The following is a 16306-nucleotide window of genomic DNA, read 5'->3' on the forward strand; positions in this document are numbered from 1 at the left end:
AATACGTGCAGCTACAGGCCGGCAGACAGCCGGCCTGTAAGCGTTTATCCGGCAGGGAACCCTTTGTGGCGGGCGTGGGATGCCGCATAGCGGATATAAGGTCGAAGCGGTTCCAATGCCGCTCCTTTTTCCGGATCATACACGATCAGCAGAGAACCGGTCCGGGAATTCATGTCCAGATGACCAATCTGACGGAAGGCTTCTAATGTTTCCCACAAAACCTTCTTGTATCCTTCCTGTCCTTTTAGTTCCCGGATATACAGGCGTATGCGTCCCGGTATGTAAAAAACGACTTCTCCATGTCCGGGAAAGGGGTTTCTTACACAGGGCAGTCTGTCCAATACATCTGGCCGCGGCAACACCGGTTTTCTGACCGGCAGAACCGGTTTACAGGCCCATGCCCCAAGCATCGCTTTCCGGTTCTGAAATGCGTGAATTAGTGAAAGACCTGTCAGTGCCATACCAAAGGCAATATGTGCCTGTTTGGATCCGGCAACAAGGGATCCAATCGTACCGGCAAGAGAAATGGTCAGAGGCAGTCCCAATGATATCCGTTTCATCGTATCCCTCCTTGCTGGCCTTTATGCCAGCTAGCAAAATAACCGGTGCAGCCAGGCTGACACCGGTTATATAGACTAAAATATTACTGCTGCGCTTCCTGTGCGGCAATCATGTCTTCCAAAGCTTCTTTCTGACGCTGCAGTTCTTCCAGGGACGGTGTACCAGCGGCTGCCGGTGCCGGCTGCTGCAGGGCAAGAAGCTGCTGCTGTCTCTGCTGCATGAGCTTATACCCAAAGATACCTGCTACGACGCCAATACCTAAGCCAATCCAAAAATTCGTATTCTGAAACATAAAAATCCTCTCCTAACTACAGATACAACATATAAAAATAACAGGAATACACAAATCCCCTTATCTTCTTTATTATAGTCACGCAAGTAAATGAATGTCAATAACAAAATACGCCTTATTTTTTCATAAATCTTTTTGTTGTTGTTTTATATATTTATTAATTTATATATTTAAATATTTATTATAGCGGATTTTTATAGTTAAGTTTGCATAATTATCATTTATTATTGAATAGTATACACAGTGTAAAAATATATTTTATGTTAAATTAAATAAATGATTATCATAAACATTTATTTAATGCAGTAGACAGACGCTCCGATCTCTGCGTATAATCTGCCTCTAGTTTATGGATATATATATCAAAATAAAGCCCGCATCCGATTGATTTATATGTTTGTTTATGATAATTAATATCGTAAAATTATTTTTTTACGGCTTTAATCCACATTATATCATGTTATTTTGATATTTTATCTCAAATAACTATTGACATTAGTTATCATAATTGGTATAGTAACTATGGCAGAAAAATACAGGAAGGAGGACTGACATGAACATCGATCATTTACTTGTCACATACTGCGCGCCGACACTGGCCCGTCTGAAAATGGGTGCACTGCTCTGTCTTCACCGGGAAGGTACGGCGGAAGAATATGAAACCAGCGTCGCCCAGTATAACCGTCAATATAATAGTAAAGGGCTATATTTCCGCATTCTCTATCAGTGCCCCCAGCGGACACTATTATACGTCTTTCGTCCGGAAATGGTAGAAGCTTATACCCGGAAATCTTATATTGCACGGTTTCTCCAGTCATATGGATATCATCCGTACAGCAGCATATCACAGCTTTTAGATCACCTTTCCCAGCGCTTCCAGGAAGACGGCTGTTTTCCACACGAATCAGGAATATTCCTGGGGTACCCTCTCGCCGATGTGCTGGGGTTCATTACAAACAAAGGCAATCATGCCAAGCTGTGCGGTGAATGGAAAGTATATGGCGATGTTCGTCAGGCCGCCGCCTTATTTCATGCCTATACGTGCTGCCGCAAAGATTATATGGACCGCTTTGCCATCGGCACGACATTAGAAAAGCTCATCGTAGCATAAGGAGGACTCAATTATGGTAGAAATCGCATATTGGAGTGGTACAGGAAACACAGAAGCTATGGCACAGGAAATCGCCGCCGCTGTTAAAGCCGCCGGTGCTGATGTAGAAAGTGTTCTGATGGAAGATACGACCCCCGATGCCGTCGCTCAGCATGACGTCATTCTCCTGGGTTGCCCTGCTATGGGTTCAGAAGAATTGGAAGACAGTGTGGTCGAACCATTCTTTACGGCCATCGCTCCCAAATTAAATGGTAAAAAAGTGGGCCTCTTCGGTTCCTATGGCTGGGGAACCGGCGAATGGATGGACACATGGAAACAGCGCGCCCAGGACGCCGGCGCTGTCGTATTTGGTACGGCTATCGTCAATGAAACACCCGATAATTCAGAAGAATGCGCTGCTCTCGGCAAAGCAGCAGCCGCTCAATAACAAGATTCACCGGGCCGACTCCTTTTTTTCTCATATAGAAACGGGACTGACACAGAATACGATTCTGCATCAGTCCCGTTTTTATCAGCGCAAGAAAAGGTCTTTGACTTCTATATCGGGATGATGATACTGGTCTTCCCGGGAAATAGCGTGTCCATGAACCAGGATACCTCCCGATGGACACCAATGGGCACAGGCCATGCACGATACACACTGATCACCTGCACGGGCTTTCCCATTCTTTATAGTGATATTATGCATAGGGCAAAGACGCTCACATATCCCGCACCCGGTACAGGCCTCTATATCCACGCTGATGGCAAAGCGCCGTTTTCCCATGTGCCGGACAAGCTGCATGGCCATAAGCGATCCCGTCAGAGAGCGCTTTACTTCGTCCGTATTGACCGTTCTGGCCCGTACGGCTGTAGCAATAGATACTAATTTTTTCCGGGCTGTTTCAAGACGGCTCAAATCATACGTCACGCCCTTTTTCCATGTAGCTGTACTATTGGCAATCATAGGCACTGCCCGCCCATACGACAGGTGGCAGCGTTTCCGTTCCAGAATTTCCTGCAGATTGTACAAGGCATTGCCGGGTGTACTGCCACAAGTAGCTACCGCATAAAAATAGGTCGAAGGTGCAAACCGTGTATATTCTGCAAATTCCCGTACGGGATCAGGCAGATCACCAAAATAAACGGGAAATACGAAACCGATGACTTTATCCTGAATTCCCCTGCACGTGCCACAGTGAGCCGTCAGATCTACCACATGAACAGCCGTATCCCCCGTCTCTCTGGCCAAAAACCGCGCAGCGCTCAATGAATTACCTGTGCCGGAAAAATAAAGTATCATTTTCCTTCACCTCATTACATTTGATTTTGTCACGTTCTGTCTTAGTGTTACTTTTTCTTAACTATAATATCACTATAACACATATGAATACAAAATTCCATATATTTTAATACATATGGTCATGTAATCGTGGTGATTACCATGATTTTTTTATTTTTCTGCTCCGTTTTTCATGCGGCGGCAGGGTCCGGATACGCAACTTCATTGCTGATGGATTATCGTATTGACAATATCCCTGATTTCCGGCAACCGCTCCCGCAGCCGTTCCAGGACGGCGTCGGTTTCATTGCAGCCTACCCCCAATAGTTCCAGTGCCGTACGCAGACAGATTTCGCTGTACCGGCCGGCATCGACGGAAGTGGAAAAGCCGAACTGGATGACATAACTCCGCATAGCCCCCTTAATCAGGAGGGACCGGAGAAATACGTCCTCGCGGGAAAGAGTCAGGCTGTCACCGAAAATCTGTATGGTCATTTCCGTCAGATGGTTCGTTATTTTTTCAAAAATGACCGGTGAGGTATAGCCTTCATAATACGTTTCCCGTACCAGTTCATTCATGCGTACTGCTTCAAATTCGACCTGACACAGGGCCGCGTAACGGAAAGCTGACGATTCATCATGAAAATGCTCACCAATGAGATAATTACATTGGCAGAACAAAGATAATACAAGAGACTGAAAAATATCTTCCTTATTCTTAAAAAAATAATAAATACTGCCCGTCAATACGCCTGACTCTTCAACAATCTGACGGATGGTCGTCTTCTTATATCCCTGATGGACAAATAAGTCCTTTGCCGTCGCCAGGATGCGCTGCCGCACGCCACTCATATTCTCTTTATTTTTTTTCGTCATTCTCACCGCCTTGAACGCGTTCAATATTACAAATATAGTGTAAAATGAAACAGGAAAGTTGTCAAGAAAAAAGGCCTGCCGTTAAAAAATTGAACAGGTCTCAAAAAGCCCCGCTAAAAAGAATCACCATGCGGGGCCTTTTTTGATAAACCTATTCTTTTTTCCTACCTATGCGATGGAGCAGTCTCTTCTTTATTGCTTCTTTACCATAAGAAACGAAGTCCTGCATTGAATTGCCATTTGGTTGTTACATCCCCACCAAAAGACTTTTCAACGTCTCCATAAAAAACAGTATTGTCCGTCAGGGAAACTTTACCACCAATTCCAAAGGTATACCACGTATCTCCGCCATCACAATGCTGATAATAGGAGGCATCGGTTCCCCAAAGGGCCATGTCCCAATCTCCGGAAAATTCATGGAGAGCATTGAATTTTAAGTAAATCTGGTTGGGTTCCTGTCCTTTTGCTGTAGCAAAAGATTTGCCCAGGCGGAACCCCAGTCTGCCAATCAGGCTGTCTTCTCCATCATCATGTACTTTAACACCATTCGATAACGTATAGTCACTTCCACCAGATTTGCCATATACCAGCTGAGATTGCGGCTCGATGAACCATTTACCGCCCATGTCGAACTTACGGCCATATTCGGCACTAACCATCCAGGCATGATCCGAATAGTCCGCATCTGCCGCTTTCATGCCATCATGGTAAACATTGTATTTGTTGTTATAATGGCTGTAGGACAAGACATAATCCATATAATGGCCTTTGCTGCCAGCCCAGCCAGCATACAAGGAGCCCCCATAATTACGCATATCGCCATCTCCATGATGATAGTCTACATCGCCCATGGCACTGTGAAAAGCTCCGCCGATGTGCCATTTACCATTCTGATTATCGGCCACAGTCCGGTCGTAGCCTAATTGATAGAAGTTCCAACGATAGTTGTAATGACCATATTTATCCGATTCCGTTTCCCCAGATTTCATGCGGAACCAGACACCATCTTCCGTGTCACTATAGTCCCGCAATTCACCAAGACGCTGGTTCAATGTGTCGATGTTCCGGTGCGATAACAAATCACCATGTACGGCAGAGGCAGAGGCTACAGGAATCTTGATATTATCCGTCGGATTTTCAGAATAATCGACAAAATACCAGTCATTGCCGTTAGTCCCAAACCGTTCAGACACAATATTCTTATCAATGGCCGGCGTATAATCAAACAGGGCCCCATCTGAAATATCCGAAGTTTTAGTAATCGCTTTAAAAGTAATGCCAGCAGCGGCATCGGCAAAGCGGACCGGGTTATCAGTGCTGACGCCTTTTAATGCAGAAATATCCGCTGGCTGGACATAGACCAGGCCCGAGCCATCTTTAATGGTGAAGAAATCGGTACCCGCGTTGCGATAAGCATTATTTACTTTAGCCCCACTGGCATCCATGACGAAAGTCCCTTCATTGGATTTCAAGTTATACAGGACCAGATTATTGACTGTATCCTTATCCTCAGTATGGACATTATAGGCATGCGTATCAATGATGCCACCTTTATCGAGGGTAATGGCACTCAGATAATTGCTCCGTGTATCCAGCCCCTGTTCATCTTTTCCGCGCAGCATAATGTCGGGAACCCACTTGGCACCATCGGCCAACGTAACCTGCAGCCGGCTGTCACCGCGGACATCACCATACGTTTGTGTCGCTTCATCATAGTTAATCAGGCCGACACCGGCACCATACCAATAGGAATCTTTACCAGAAAATCCGACGCGGATAGTTCCTTTTTTTGCATCAAGGTTACCGTAAATTTGGACGGTATTCTCCGGATTCAGGATGGTTCCATCTTCGTTAGCATTGATATTGACCGTTGAGCCACCACCGTGCTTAGCTGATACGGCATCGTTTTTGCTAATGGTATTAACATTTCCCTTGGTATCGATTTCATACTCATTGTCGTAGCCTTCATGAGTTCCCGTTGCAATCTGGTCGTTAATATAGGTATTCCCCGTGACATTGATGACAGCCCCCTGGTCAGCATATAAGCCATTATGCGCAATACTGCGTCCCGTCGTACAATTGGGATCCAGTTTGGTATCAATGTACAAATTTCCGATATTTGTGGTCCCTTTTCCGATGAAATAGGCATTGGTATTGACGATACCGCTGTCTTTAATGGCATTTGTTAAATCCGATTTTATCGTCAGATTATCAAGACTCATAGCACCTGAGCTATAAATGCCATAAACGCCAACACCACCGCCATACTTATGGGCTAGCAATCCATCGACCTGAAGATTCACATCGCGAATCGTAGCACCATTGTATTTCGGTTCTAATAAAACAGTCTGATAATCACTCTTTTGGTAATCGGCCATGGTCTTAGACGAATCGGCTCCAAGTGTGGCACGAACAGTATATGAATTCAGGTCTTTCTTGGAATTCATGATGATAAGGCCCCGTTTTTCTTTTGAAAGCCTATCTCCTGTATCATACGTAAAATTCCCATCCTTGAGTAATCCGCTCGTATCCACTTGAAGATGAGGGTCTGTATCATGCTGAGTTACCGTATTATTTTCATTGATATACAAAATCTGTTCATAAGGTGGATATCCATCAGCGTACACATCTCCGCTAACCAATCCTCCCAGTGTACAACCAGCAACCAAACTGAATAAGATAAGTCGTCGCAAATTCCGTCCGTTCTTCATATGCATACCTCCATGTTTTTATATTTTTTATGTACTATATGTTAATATTATATATCTTATTTTAATTATTTCAATGTAGCATCGCCTGCATTATAATTAAGCATGGTAAATTTAAATATATAGTAATGTAATGACATCAAGTTGTGAACCACTTATAATTTGTATATTGTACGTATATTGTACGTGTATTTCATGCTCTCACGTATTTGAATTTATTCAGAGTCAGTCAATTTTAAAAAAATTAGACATAAATAAAACCGCATGAATGGCTTATTCATGCGGTTTACCTGTATTATGGAATTGTAACAATATACAGCGTGATTAACGTTTGCTGAACTGGGAAGCTTTACGAGCTTTCTTAAGACCATATTTACGGCGTTCTTTTTCACGCGGATCACGTGTAAGAAGACCAGCCTTTTTGAGGGGTTGACGGAAATCAGCATCGACTTCGAGAAGTGCACGGCTGATACCGTGACGGATAGCGCCAGCCTGACCGGACGGGCCACCACCCTTAACGTCAGCGATGACATCATACTGTTCGGTAACACCGGTCAGTACGAGAGGCTGCTTAATAACGAGTTCCAGCGTTTTACGGCCAAAATATTCGGTCAATCCTTTTTTGTTTACTGTGATATTACCCTGACCCGGAACCAGACGAACTCTGGCAACGGAGGTTTTTCTACGGCCAGTGCCGTAGTACTGTGCTACTGCCATGAAATCTTCCTCCCGGTTATATTAACGAATGTTCAACTTTAATTCTTCTGGCTGCTGTGCCTGATGCGGATGTTCAGCACCAGCATATACGTTCAGTTTGCGATACATCTGTTCGCCCAGTTTGTTCTTCGGCAGCATGCCGCGAACAGCCATTTCAACAACGCGTTCCGGACGTTTTTCAAGCATGTGGCCTGCCTGTGTAAACGAAGAACCACCGGGATAGCCGGAATGACGGAAATACGTCTTCTGAATGAGTTTTTTACCTGTGAGTTTTACTTTTGCTGCGTTTACAACGATTACATAATCGCCTGTATCTACATGCGGGGTAAATGTCGGTTTATGTTTTCCCCGAAGAACTTTTGCGACTTCGGCAGCAAGACGACCTAATGTCTGACCTTCAGCGTCAACAACATACCATTTACGTTCAATGTTGCTGGCGTTGGCCATAAATGTAGTTTTCATGCTGTATAATCCTCCCTGAATAACTATCTTAAGCCTAAGCTTTAGGATCTTTTTCTCCGGGGCTGGTGGAGTCCAAGTGAAAAGCTTACCTATATATATTACCCGTCCCGGCAGTCTTTGTCAAGCTATTTTTCTGACAATTTCTATTTGACAATCTGGTATAAGCATGTTAGAATGAGCCCATCAACTTGATAGCGTTGCTAAGACGAGAAGAGTATGCAGCAGGGACTGTCACAGAGAGCTCCTGTCCGGTGCAATGGAGCACAGAAAGCGCTGCAGAAGATGGACTCTGAGCAGACGTGCCGAATAGTCAGGCCGTCCGGTTGTACCCGTTATCGTACTATGGTATTGAGGGCCTTAGGGCCTGCGTACCTGAAGAGGCTGTTTTCGTGAGGAAACAGTGAAATTGGGTGGTATCACGGTGCTTCCGTCCCTTACTGGGGCGGAAGCTTTTTTTGCGTAGTGCCGGCAACCGTCAAGTAACTACAACGTACATCAAAAGAAAAGAGGAATCGTATCATGCCAATCAAAATCATTGACGGATTATCCGCAAAAGAAAAATTACACGAAGAAGGAATCGCCACTATCGACCGCCGCAAGGCACTACACCAGGACATCCGTCCCCTGCGCATCCTGATTCTGAACCTCATGCCGCTCAAAAAAATTACAGAACTCCAGTATCTCCGCCTCCTCGGCGACTCGCCCCTGCAGATAGAAGTCGATTTCTGTCACACGGTTACCCATATCAGCAGCAATACTGATGCATCCTACCTCGATGCCAACTATCGCACGTACGACGAAATCAAGGACACCTACTATGACGGATTCATTATCACCGGCGCTCCCGTAGAAACACTGCCTTTTGAAGAAGTAGATTATTGGCCGGAATTAGTAAAATACCTGGACTGGTCCCGTACCCATGTCTACTCTACTCTGTCGTTCTGCTGGGGTGCCCAAGCTGCACTGTATCACTTCTACCATATCAAAAAACAGCTCCTGCCCCAGAAGCTGTTCGGCATTTATGAATATCAGCTTACACGTCGCCACCATCCTCTGCTGCGTGGATTCGATGACCGTTATTTTATTCCCCAGTCACGTCATACGGCTATCGATGATGTCGCCGTCTACAATACACCAGAACTGGAAATCCTTTCACGCAATACCAAAAACGGCATCAATATCATCGGCACGCCGGACAACCGCCAGTTCTTTATTCTCGGCCATTTCGAATATGACCGGGATACACTGGCCAAGGAATATACACGCGACAAGAATAAAGGCCTTCCCATCGCTCCGCCGGCCAATTATTATCCTGATAATGATGACCGCAAGACGCCGGCCTTTACCTGGTGCAGCTATGCCCATATCTTCTATCATAACTGGCTCAACCTGGTCTACCAGGAAACACCGTATATACCGGAAGAAATTGGTCATGTCGCCTGCGCTCACTGATAACTAAAATGGACTGTAACGAAAACAGGCGATATTCCCATTTCGTTACAGTCCATTTTCTATCGGTGGAATCGTTTCCTATTGTCCGTTATTTCGTACCAAAAATACGGTCACCGGCATCACCCAGACCGGGAAGGATGTAGCAGTTTTCGTTCAGGCGGTCATCGAGTGCCGCTGCATAAATCTTTACATCGGGATGTTCACGGTTCAGGCACTGTACCCCTTCAGGAGCTGCGACCAGGCAGATGAACTTGATATTCTTGATTCCCCGCTGCTTGAGCAGTGTAATAGCCGCCGAAGCACTGCCGCCTGTAGCAAGCATGGGATCGACGATAATGAAATCACGGCCTTCGATATCAGGCATCTTGCAATAATATTCGACCGGCTTCTTCGTTTCCGGATCGCGGTACAGTCCGATATGACCTACCTTTGCCATTGGCATGAGATTGAGCATGCCCTGAACCATTCCCAGGCCGGCGCGCAGGATAGGGACAATGACCAGCTTCTTGCCGCTGATCTGCTTGCCCGTCATTTTCTGCAGCGGCGTTTCAATTTCTATGTCTTCCAGGGGAAGGTCTCTGGTGATTTCATAGGCCATGAGCATGGTAATTTCTTCTAATAGTTCCCGGAAATCTTTGGAATCTGTTTCTTTTTTCCGCATCAGCGTCACTTTGTGCTGAATCAGCGGGTGATTTAATACTTCGATCTGCATGTGGTATATTCCTTTCTTTATGACATATAGCTGCCTTGCGGCTTATTTATCCATTTCCTTAATCATGTTGACACGGACTTCATGACGGCCGCCATCAAACCCCGTAGAAAGGAAAATGCGGACGATTTCTCTGGCAAGGCCCGGACCGATGACCCGGCCGCCCATAGTGAGAATATTGGCATCATTGTGGCGGCGGCAGTATTCGGCAGAGAACATATCGTGGCACAAAGCAGCCCGGATGCCATGGACCTTGTTGGCAGCAATACCAATACCAATACCGGTACCGCAGACGAGGATACCTCTGTCAAATGTACCATCGGCAACGGCTTCAGCTACCTTTTTGGCAATGACCGGATAGTCACACCGTTCCGGCGTATGTGTACCATAATCAGTGTAGGCAATTCCCTGTTCGTCCAAGTATTGTTTGATGTTTTCCTTCAAATCGAAACCACCGTGGTCTGCACCAATTACTAATTTCATAGACTATTTCCTCCTGTACATAAATAAAATAAACACCGATGCGACAGACACCTTTGCTTTTCTTATTTATTATACTCTGACAGGACAGAAAAATAAAGCGTTCTTCCTTAAACGGAACGGACATCTCCGCCGGCAGATTTCTTCATGCGGTTCATAATAGCCATTCCCAGGCCTTCTTCATCAGTACCTTCGGCCAGGATATGATCTACATGGACACTGTCAAAGAACAAAAGGCCCGTATACAGCTGGGCTGCCAGGGCTGCCTTGTCATCATGGTCTCCCCAGATGTACATGGCATCTTTGGGAAATGCTTCGGCCGTCTGCCGGCTCACCAGAAAGCCTACTTTCTTTCCCTGGGCCGTAAGTTCCAACGCCTGTTGTTCCATAGCCTTCCGTACGTGTTCTACAGAGCCCACGTAAACCGTTACCGGAGCCGACGGCGCATAATGGCGGTATTTCATGCCCGGTGCTTTAGGTACGCCTTTCCCTGTAATGATGTGACGGTCTACATCGACCTTTCCTTTTCCCACGACTTCTTCCAGCATCGGCAGGGTCACTCCGCCGGGACGAAGAATTGTAACCGTATCATCATCGTGGCATTCGACAATAGTCGATTCGACACCGATATGACAGGGACCTCCATCGATGATCATATCGACCCGTCCATCCATATCGTGGGCGACTTCTTCGGCTGTCGTCGGGCTGGGCCGGCCGGACCGGTTGGCGCTGGGAGCCGCGACAGGTACACCGGCCGCCTTGAGGAACGCATGGGCAATATCATGGTCCGGGCAACGTAAAGCGACGGTATCCAGTCCTCCCGTGGCGGCATCGGGCACACAGGATTTACGTGGGAAGATAATGGTGAGAGGCCCCGGCCAGAACGCATCGAGCAGCTTCTGAGCCGTCGGCGAAACGTACGCGGCTACCTCATGAGCTGCCTCCTGGTCCGGAACGGTCAGGATGAGCGGGTTGTCGCTGGGACGCCCTTTGGCGGCGTAAATACTGCGGCAGCAGTCGGCATTGAGACCGTTGGCTCCGATACCATAAACCGTTTCTGTCGGGAATACGACGATGCCGCCATCCCGGATGATGCGGCCAGCTTCTTCCAATATATCCTTATCTTTTTCTACGTCTGTTATGCGGACTATTTTTGTCTGTTTCACACTGATCTACTCTTTTCGCTGGAATACGACGACCCGTTCGATGCCGCCGTAATCCTTTACTATTTTTTGTAATACGAAATGACCTGACGCCGTAAAAATCGAGGCAACATCCCGGCTCTGTCCGGCCCCACATTCGACGGCACAAAACCCGTCTACTTTCACATACGGCATGGCATCGCGGGCTATACGGCGGTAATAGTCAAGCCCGTCTTTGCCTCCAAACAAGGCCTGCCGGGGGTCATGGCGCACTTCCGGCTGCAAATGGTTCATATCATCTGCCGTCAGATAAGGGGGATTGGATACGACCCAGTCATAGACAGACGGCGGTACCGATGCAAACAGATTGCTTACCTGCCAGCTTACCCTGTCTGAAAGCCCCAGCCGTTCCCCATTTTTCCGGGCAACAGCCAGCGCCTTTTCTGAAATATCGACACCCAGCCCCTGGCACTGTGGCCTTTCGTGGAGCAGACTCAACAAGATGGCCCCGCTTCCCGTGCCTATGTCGAGGATCCGTGCCTCCGCTTCCGGTTCCAGCTGCTCCCATACGGTTTCGACGAGCATTTCTGTTTCCGGACGGGGAATCAGCACGTTTTCATTGACCAGGAAATCCAGTCCCATAAAAGACCTTTCTCCCAAAATATGTGCCACGGACAACCGGTCAGCCCGTTTTTTGACCAGTTCCCGGTAGGAAGCCAGTTCTTCTGTTGTCATCGGTTCATCGTAGTGTGCATAGAGATAAATCCGTTCCTTCTTCAATACGTGGGAGAGGAGGATTTCCGCATCCAGCCGCGGCGAATCAATGCCCTTCGATGAAAAAAACTGCGTCGTCCAGGTGAGAAGTGCCCCTATGGTCCACAACTTACTCATTTTCTGATTCTTCTTTCATCAGTTCTGCCCGGTGCGCTTCCGCCAGAGCCTGAATGAATTCATCCAGGTCCCCGTTGAGGACGTTTTCCAGCTTGTACAACGTCAGATTGATGCGGTGATCCGTTACCCGCCCCTGCGGGAAATTATATGTCCGGATCCGTTCGCTCCGGTCGCCCGTACCGACCTGGCTGCGCCGTGCTTCCGTCACTTCTGCATCGGCTTCCTGCTGGGCTTTGTCCAACAGGCGCGCCTTCAGTACGCGCATGGCCTTGGCCCGGTTTTCCAGTTGGGACCGTTCGTCCTGGCATTCGACAACAATTCCCGTCGGCATATGGGTCATGCGGACAGCCGAACTCGTCTTATTGACGTGCTGACCGCCGGCCCCGCTGGATCGGAAATAATCGACGCGGACATCATCCATATTCAGATCGATTTCCACATCTTCCGCTTCCGGCAGTACGGCTACCGTAGCGGTAGACGTATGAATGCGGCCGCCGGCTTCCGTAACAGGTACACGCTGCACACGGTGTACACCTGATTCATATTTCAGTTTGCCATATACGCCATGGCCTTCAACGGAAAAAATAACTTCTTTGAAACCGCCCAGTTCAGGAGCATTGGAACTGATGATACTCGCCTTCCAGCCAGGCTGTTTTTCGATGTATTTCATATACATGCGGAACAAATCTCCCGCAAACAGGGCTGCTTCGTCACCGCCGGCTCCGCCACGGATTTCCATGATGACGTTTTTATCGTCCCGCGGGTCTTTGGGCAGCATGAGGACATGCAGCTCTTCTTCCAGTCCGGCCTGCTTCTTTTCCAAATCCGCTACTTCCTCTTTGGCCATGGCGATGATTTCGGCATCACTTTCCGGATCTTTCAATAATTCCCGGTCGTCCCGGATTTGTTCCGTCACCTGTTTGTACTGACGGTATGCCTCTACTATCGGGGACAGCGACGCATGTTCCCGTGTCAGCTTCTGCCATTCTTCCTGGCGGGCAATGACCGACGGGTCACTGATGCGTTGTTCCAGATCCATAAATTTATTTTCAACAGCCTGCACTTTATCAATAAACACGTAAATTCCTCTCTTTCGTTACCACATCCCGGAGTTACGCTGATTCGGCCCGGGACGTTTCTCCTTCGCCGGGTTCAGCCGGCGTAATCGTTACGGTGGCAGTTTCACCATCCGGCGTTTCCGTATGATCTTCCGGCTTGGCAGCATTCATCGCTTCAATAGCCACTTCAATCTGATCCGCATGAGGTTCCCGCGTCGTCAGATACTGGAGATACAGGCCCGGCTTAAAAATTGCCTGGACAAGCGGATTTTCCGTCCGCGCTGCTATGCGGATCATTTCATAACTGATACCAGCCACGACAGGCATTAAAAGAATCCGTGATACCACCCGTTCGGCCAGATTTGGCCACCCCAGGAAGGCAAAGACAAAAATAGAGACGACCATGACGATGAGCAGAAAATTAGTACCGCAGCGCGGATGAAGACGGCTGTGTTTTTTGACATTATCAACGGTCAGTTCTTCTCCTGCTTCGTAGGTCCAGATAGTTTTATGTTCAGCGCCGTGATATTCATAGACACGGCGGATATCGCTCGTAAGGGAAATGCCCCATATATACAATAAGAAGATAAGCAGCCGTAATACGCCTTCCACAATGTTCAGGCGGACGGCGCTGTCCATGACACCCGGTATGAATTTGGCGCCATACGTCGGAATGAGGAGAAAAATGACAATGGCCAATACAATCGAAAAAGCCATCGTTGCCATCATCTGCGGGCGGGACAGTTCCTCTTCTTCTTCGCCGGCAGCCTGGGCAGAATAGGACAGGCATTTCATGCCATATACCAGAGATTCATACAAGGCAATCGTACCGCGCAGCAGGGGTTTCTTCAAAATCGGGTACCGTTCACACAATGAATGTACTTCATCTTTTTTGACCGTAATCTGGCCGGACGGCGTCCGCACTGCTGTAGCAATATATTTCGGCCCCCGCATCATGACCCCCTCTATGACAGCCTGGCCTCCTACATACGTAGTGGGTTTATTCAAAAGGCACACCCCATTTCCACACAAACAAATAGAGCAGAGCATTTCTGCTCTGCTGCACACTTGTACTGCTTATTTACTAGCTTTTTTACCATAACGTTTATTGAACTGTTCGATACGGCCACGAGCCTGCTGAGCACGCTGCTGGCCCGTAAAGAACGGATGGCATTTAGAGCAAATTTCAACACGCAGTTCCGGTTTAGTTGAACCTGTTTCGAATGTATTACCACAAGCACACGTTACTTTGGCGTTGCTGTAGTATTTCGGATGAATTCCTTCTTTCAAAATTTACACCTCTTCTCATCTATCATACAAAACCTATGCTAGACTAGTTTAGCATAAAGGCCCGGGAAATGCAAGGGAAAATATCCGTTATTCCCATAGAATTATTCTGCATCCTCCGGTTTCAAAAGGGGAAGCGGTGCCAGATAAATGATATCTTCCCGTTTTGCCGCATCCCCTTCAGCCAGGATAGCCGCCTGTCCGGCAATATGAGCCCCGGCTTTTTCAGCCAGCGCCTTCAGAGCTTTCATCGATCCGCCCGTGCTGATGACATCATCGACGAGGAGGACCTTTTTACCGCGCATGAGCGCCACGTCAGCAGCCGAAAGGTACAGGCGCTGTTTGCCTGCTGTCGTTATGGATTCATCTTCTACCCAGATGGGATCATCCATATATGCTTTAACCGATTTCCGGGCCACGACATATTGTTTCATGCCGCTCAGACGCGCCATTTCATGGGCCAGGGGAATTCCCTTTGTTTCGGCAGTCATGATGACGTCTGTATCGGCAGGCATTTTTTTAACCAGTTCCCTTGCCGTAGCCGATACGATATCTACATCTCCCAGGATAACAAAACCGGCAATAGCCAGGTCGTCATTTAATTTGATGATGGGAAGCTGCCGTGTACAGCCGGCTACGTGCAATTCATAATAGTTCTTTGCCATATTACACACCTCATTTTTAGAGTTCTTATATTTTCATTATACCCTTTCTTCATTCTGGTGGCCAGAGTGATTCCGCCAGATTACCCGTTCACTGTAAATCGGACGGTGCATCGCTGCGGATGAAACCATTGGAACAGCGCATATCGTACAATGCTTCAATAAAGCTGTCCATATAAGGCAGGAACTGCTGCCGGTGAATCATATGGAGCACCTCGTCACAGGCAGCATAGCGGGCAGCCCGGACTTCTGCATCCTGCAGGTGCAGGGACGACAAGGGAACATCGGCTATGACGACATAAATATCGTCAAACCCGTGATGGAACCGGAGCCGCATGAGCGGTGCCTGCCCGGTAAGATCAACAGAAAGTCCTATCTCCTCGCGCACCTCCCTCATGGCCGCTGCCTGGCTCGATTCGCCACTGTGTACATGCCCAGCAACAGTCAGATCCCAACATCCATCCAGCGGATCTCCCGGCTTCCGCCGCTGCTGGATGAGAAGACGCCCGGCATGATCGAAAATACAGACGTGGACAATGAGGAAGTATTCCCCGTCAGACAGTGTATCTTCCTGGCTGCGGTCGATAGTCCTTCCCGTAGACACGCCACGGTAGTCATAAATATCCAGACGTTCCAT

Annotated in this window: 19 protein-coding genes and 1 other annotated feature; of the genes, 3 read left to right on the forward strand and 16 right to left on the reverse strand. The window is 47.7% G+C overall.

From position 1 onward, the window contains the following. Nucleotides 1–44: 44 nt before the first annotated feature. Both ACGTIC_RS09990 and ACGTIC_RS09995 read right to left on the reverse strand, forming a co-directional pair. Nucleotides 45–560: an HMA2 domain-containing protein gene (locus ACGTIC_RS09990; RefSeq protein WP_059075981.1), complete on the reverse strand. Its 516-nt coding sequence runs from the start codon at nucleotides 558–560 to the stop codon at nucleotides 45–47. Nucleotides 561–643: 83 nt separating this feature from the next. After that, entirely contained in the window at nucleotides 644–853 is a 210-nt protein-coding gene (locus ACGTIC_RS09995; RefSeq protein WP_059075980.1) for a hypothetical protein, read from the reverse strand. Between the two features lie 553 nt (nucleotides 854–1406). Here ACGTIC_RS09995 and ACGTIC_RS10000 point away from each other — a divergent pair. Both ACGTIC_RS10000 and ACGTIC_RS10005 read left to right on the forward strand, forming a co-directional pair. Continuing rightward, the gene (locus ACGTIC_RS10000) at nucleotides 1407–1964 is read left to right on the forward strand and encodes a DUF3793 family protein (RefSeq protein ID WP_113855757.1); all 558 of its coding nucleotides are present in this window, start codon (nucleotides 1407–1409) and stop codon (nucleotides 1962–1964) included. Between the two features lie 13 nt (nucleotides 1965–1977). Then, on the forward strand, nucleotides 1978–2391 hold the full coding sequence (locus ACGTIC_RS10005) for a flavodoxin (protein WP_059075978.1): 414 nt from the start codon (nucleotides 1978–1980) through the stop codon (nucleotides 2389–2391). 84 nt (nucleotides 2392–2475) lie between these two features. Here the strand turns inward: ACGTIC_RS10005 and ACGTIC_RS10010 are convergent, their stop codons facing one another. The 5 genes from ACGTIC_RS10010 to rplM all read right to left on the reverse strand — a co-directional run bounded on the left by ACGTIC_RS10010 (nucleotide 2476) and on the right by rplM (nucleotide 7988). Then, nucleotides 2476–3246, reverse strand: coding sequence for an EFR1 family ferrodoxin (locus ACGTIC_RS10010; protein WP_113855756.1), 771 nt, complete (start codon nucleotides 3244–3246; stop codon nucleotides 2476–2478). Nucleotides 3247–3447: 201 nt separating this feature from the next. Then, nucleotides 3448–4101 carry a TetR/AcrR family transcriptional regulator gene (locus ACGTIC_RS10015; protein ID WP_113855755.1) on the reverse strand — a complete coding sequence of 218 codons (654 nt, stop codon included), beginning with the start codon at nucleotides 4099–4101 and terminating at the stop codon, nucleotides 3448–3450. Between the two features lie 203 nt (nucleotides 4102–4304). Then, nucleotides 4305–6812, reverse strand: coding sequence for an autotransporter outer membrane beta-barrel domain-containing protein (locus tag ACGTIC_RS10020; protein ID WP_162816242.1), 2508 nt, complete (start codon nucleotides 6810–6812; stop codon nucleotides 4305–4307). Between the two features lie 321 nt (nucleotides 6813–7133). Further along, a complete protein-coding gene (gene rpsI, locus ACGTIC_RS10025; protein WP_059075974.1) occupies nucleotides 7134–7526 on the reverse strand; it encodes a 30S ribosomal protein S9 in 393 nt (130 codons plus the stop codon). Between the two features lie 21 nt (nucleotides 7527–7547). Beyond that, a complete protein-coding gene (gene rplM / locus ACGTIC_RS10030; RefSeq protein WP_059075973.1) occupies nucleotides 7548–7988 on the reverse strand; it encodes a 50S ribosomal protein L13 in 441 nt (146 codons plus the stop codon). 193 nt (nucleotides 7989–8181) lie between these two features. Beyond that, nucleotides 8182–8426: a binding site (T-box leader), on the forward strand. An 81-nt stretch (nucleotides 8427–8507) separates the two neighbouring features. Here rplM and metA point away from each other — a divergent pair. Beyond that, entirely contained in the window at nucleotides 8508–9440 is a 933-nt protein-coding gene (gene metA, locus ACGTIC_RS10035) for a homoserine O-succinyltransferase (RefSeq protein WP_113855753.1), read from the forward strand. Between the two features lie 88 nt (nucleotides 9441–9528). On the opposite strand, the gene upp is transcribed toward metA, so the two are convergent. The 9 genes from upp to ACGTIC_RS10080 all read right to left on the reverse strand — a co-directional run bounded on the left by upp (nucleotide 9529) and on the right by ACGTIC_RS10080 (nucleotide 16306). Then, nucleotides 9529–10152, reverse strand: coding sequence for a uracil phosphoribosyltransferase (gene upp / locus ACGTIC_RS10040; RefSeq protein WP_059075971.1), 624 nt, complete (start codon nucleotides 10150–10152; stop codon nucleotides 9529–9531). A 42-nt stretch (nucleotides 10153–10194) separates the two neighbouring features. Continuing rightward, a complete protein-coding gene (gene rpiB / locus ACGTIC_RS10045) occupies nucleotides 10195–10632 on the reverse strand; it encodes a ribose 5-phosphate isomerase B (protein ID WP_059075970.1) in 438 nt (145 codons plus the stop codon). 107 nt (nucleotides 10633–10739) lie between these two features. Beyond that, nucleotides 10740–11795, reverse strand: a complete 1056-nt coding sequence (locus ACGTIC_RS10050; RefSeq protein ID WP_113855752.1) for an L-threonylcarbamoyladenylate synthase — start codon at nucleotides 11793–11795, stop codon at nucleotides 10740–10742. A 6-nt stretch (nucleotides 11796–11801) separates the two neighbouring features. Next, a complete protein-coding gene (prmC, locus tag ACGTIC_RS10055) occupies nucleotides 11802–12662 on the reverse strand; it encodes a peptide chain release factor N(5)-glutamine methyltransferase (RefSeq protein WP_113855751.1) in 861 nt (286 codons plus the stop codon). Then, complete coding sequence (gene prfA, locus ACGTIC_RS10060) at nucleotides 12655–13740, reverse strand: peptide chain release factor 1 (RefSeq protein WP_113855750.1); 1086 nt, start codon at nucleotides 13738–13740, stop codon at nucleotides 12655–12657. Before prfA ends, prmC begins: the two co-directional genes overlap by 8 nt. Before the next feature lie 34 nt (nucleotides 13741–13774). Then, the gene (locus tag ACGTIC_RS10065) at nucleotides 13775–14728 is read right to left on the reverse strand and encodes a DUF1385 domain-containing protein (RefSeq protein ID WP_113855749.1); all 954 of its coding nucleotides are present in this window, start codon (nucleotides 14726–14728) and stop codon (nucleotides 13775–13777) included. A gap of 69 nt (nucleotides 14729–14797) precedes the next feature. Then, on the reverse strand, nucleotides 14798–15010 hold the full coding sequence (gene rpmE / locus ACGTIC_RS10070; protein ID WP_059075966.1) for a 50S ribosomal protein L31: 213 nt from the start codon (nucleotides 15008–15010) through the stop codon (nucleotides 14798–14800). 101 nt (nucleotides 15011–15111) lie between these two features. Further along, nucleotides 15112–15672, reverse strand: a complete 561-nt coding sequence (locus tag ACGTIC_RS10075; protein ID WP_059075965.1) for a phosphoribosyltransferase family protein — start codon at nucleotides 15670–15672, stop codon at nucleotides 15112–15114. A gap of 88 nt (nucleotides 15673–15760) precedes the next feature. Then, nucleotides 15761–16306: an NUDIX domain-containing protein gene (locus tag ACGTIC_RS10080; protein WP_113855748.1), complete on the reverse strand. Its 546-nt coding sequence runs from the start codon at nucleotides 16304–16306 to the stop codon at nucleotides 15761–15763.

Origin of the sequence: Megasphaera hexanoica, assembly GCF_043520715.1 — a bacterium.
Lineage (GTDB): Bacteria > Bacillota > Negativicutes > Veillonellales > Megasphaeraceae > Megasphaera > Megasphaera hexanoica.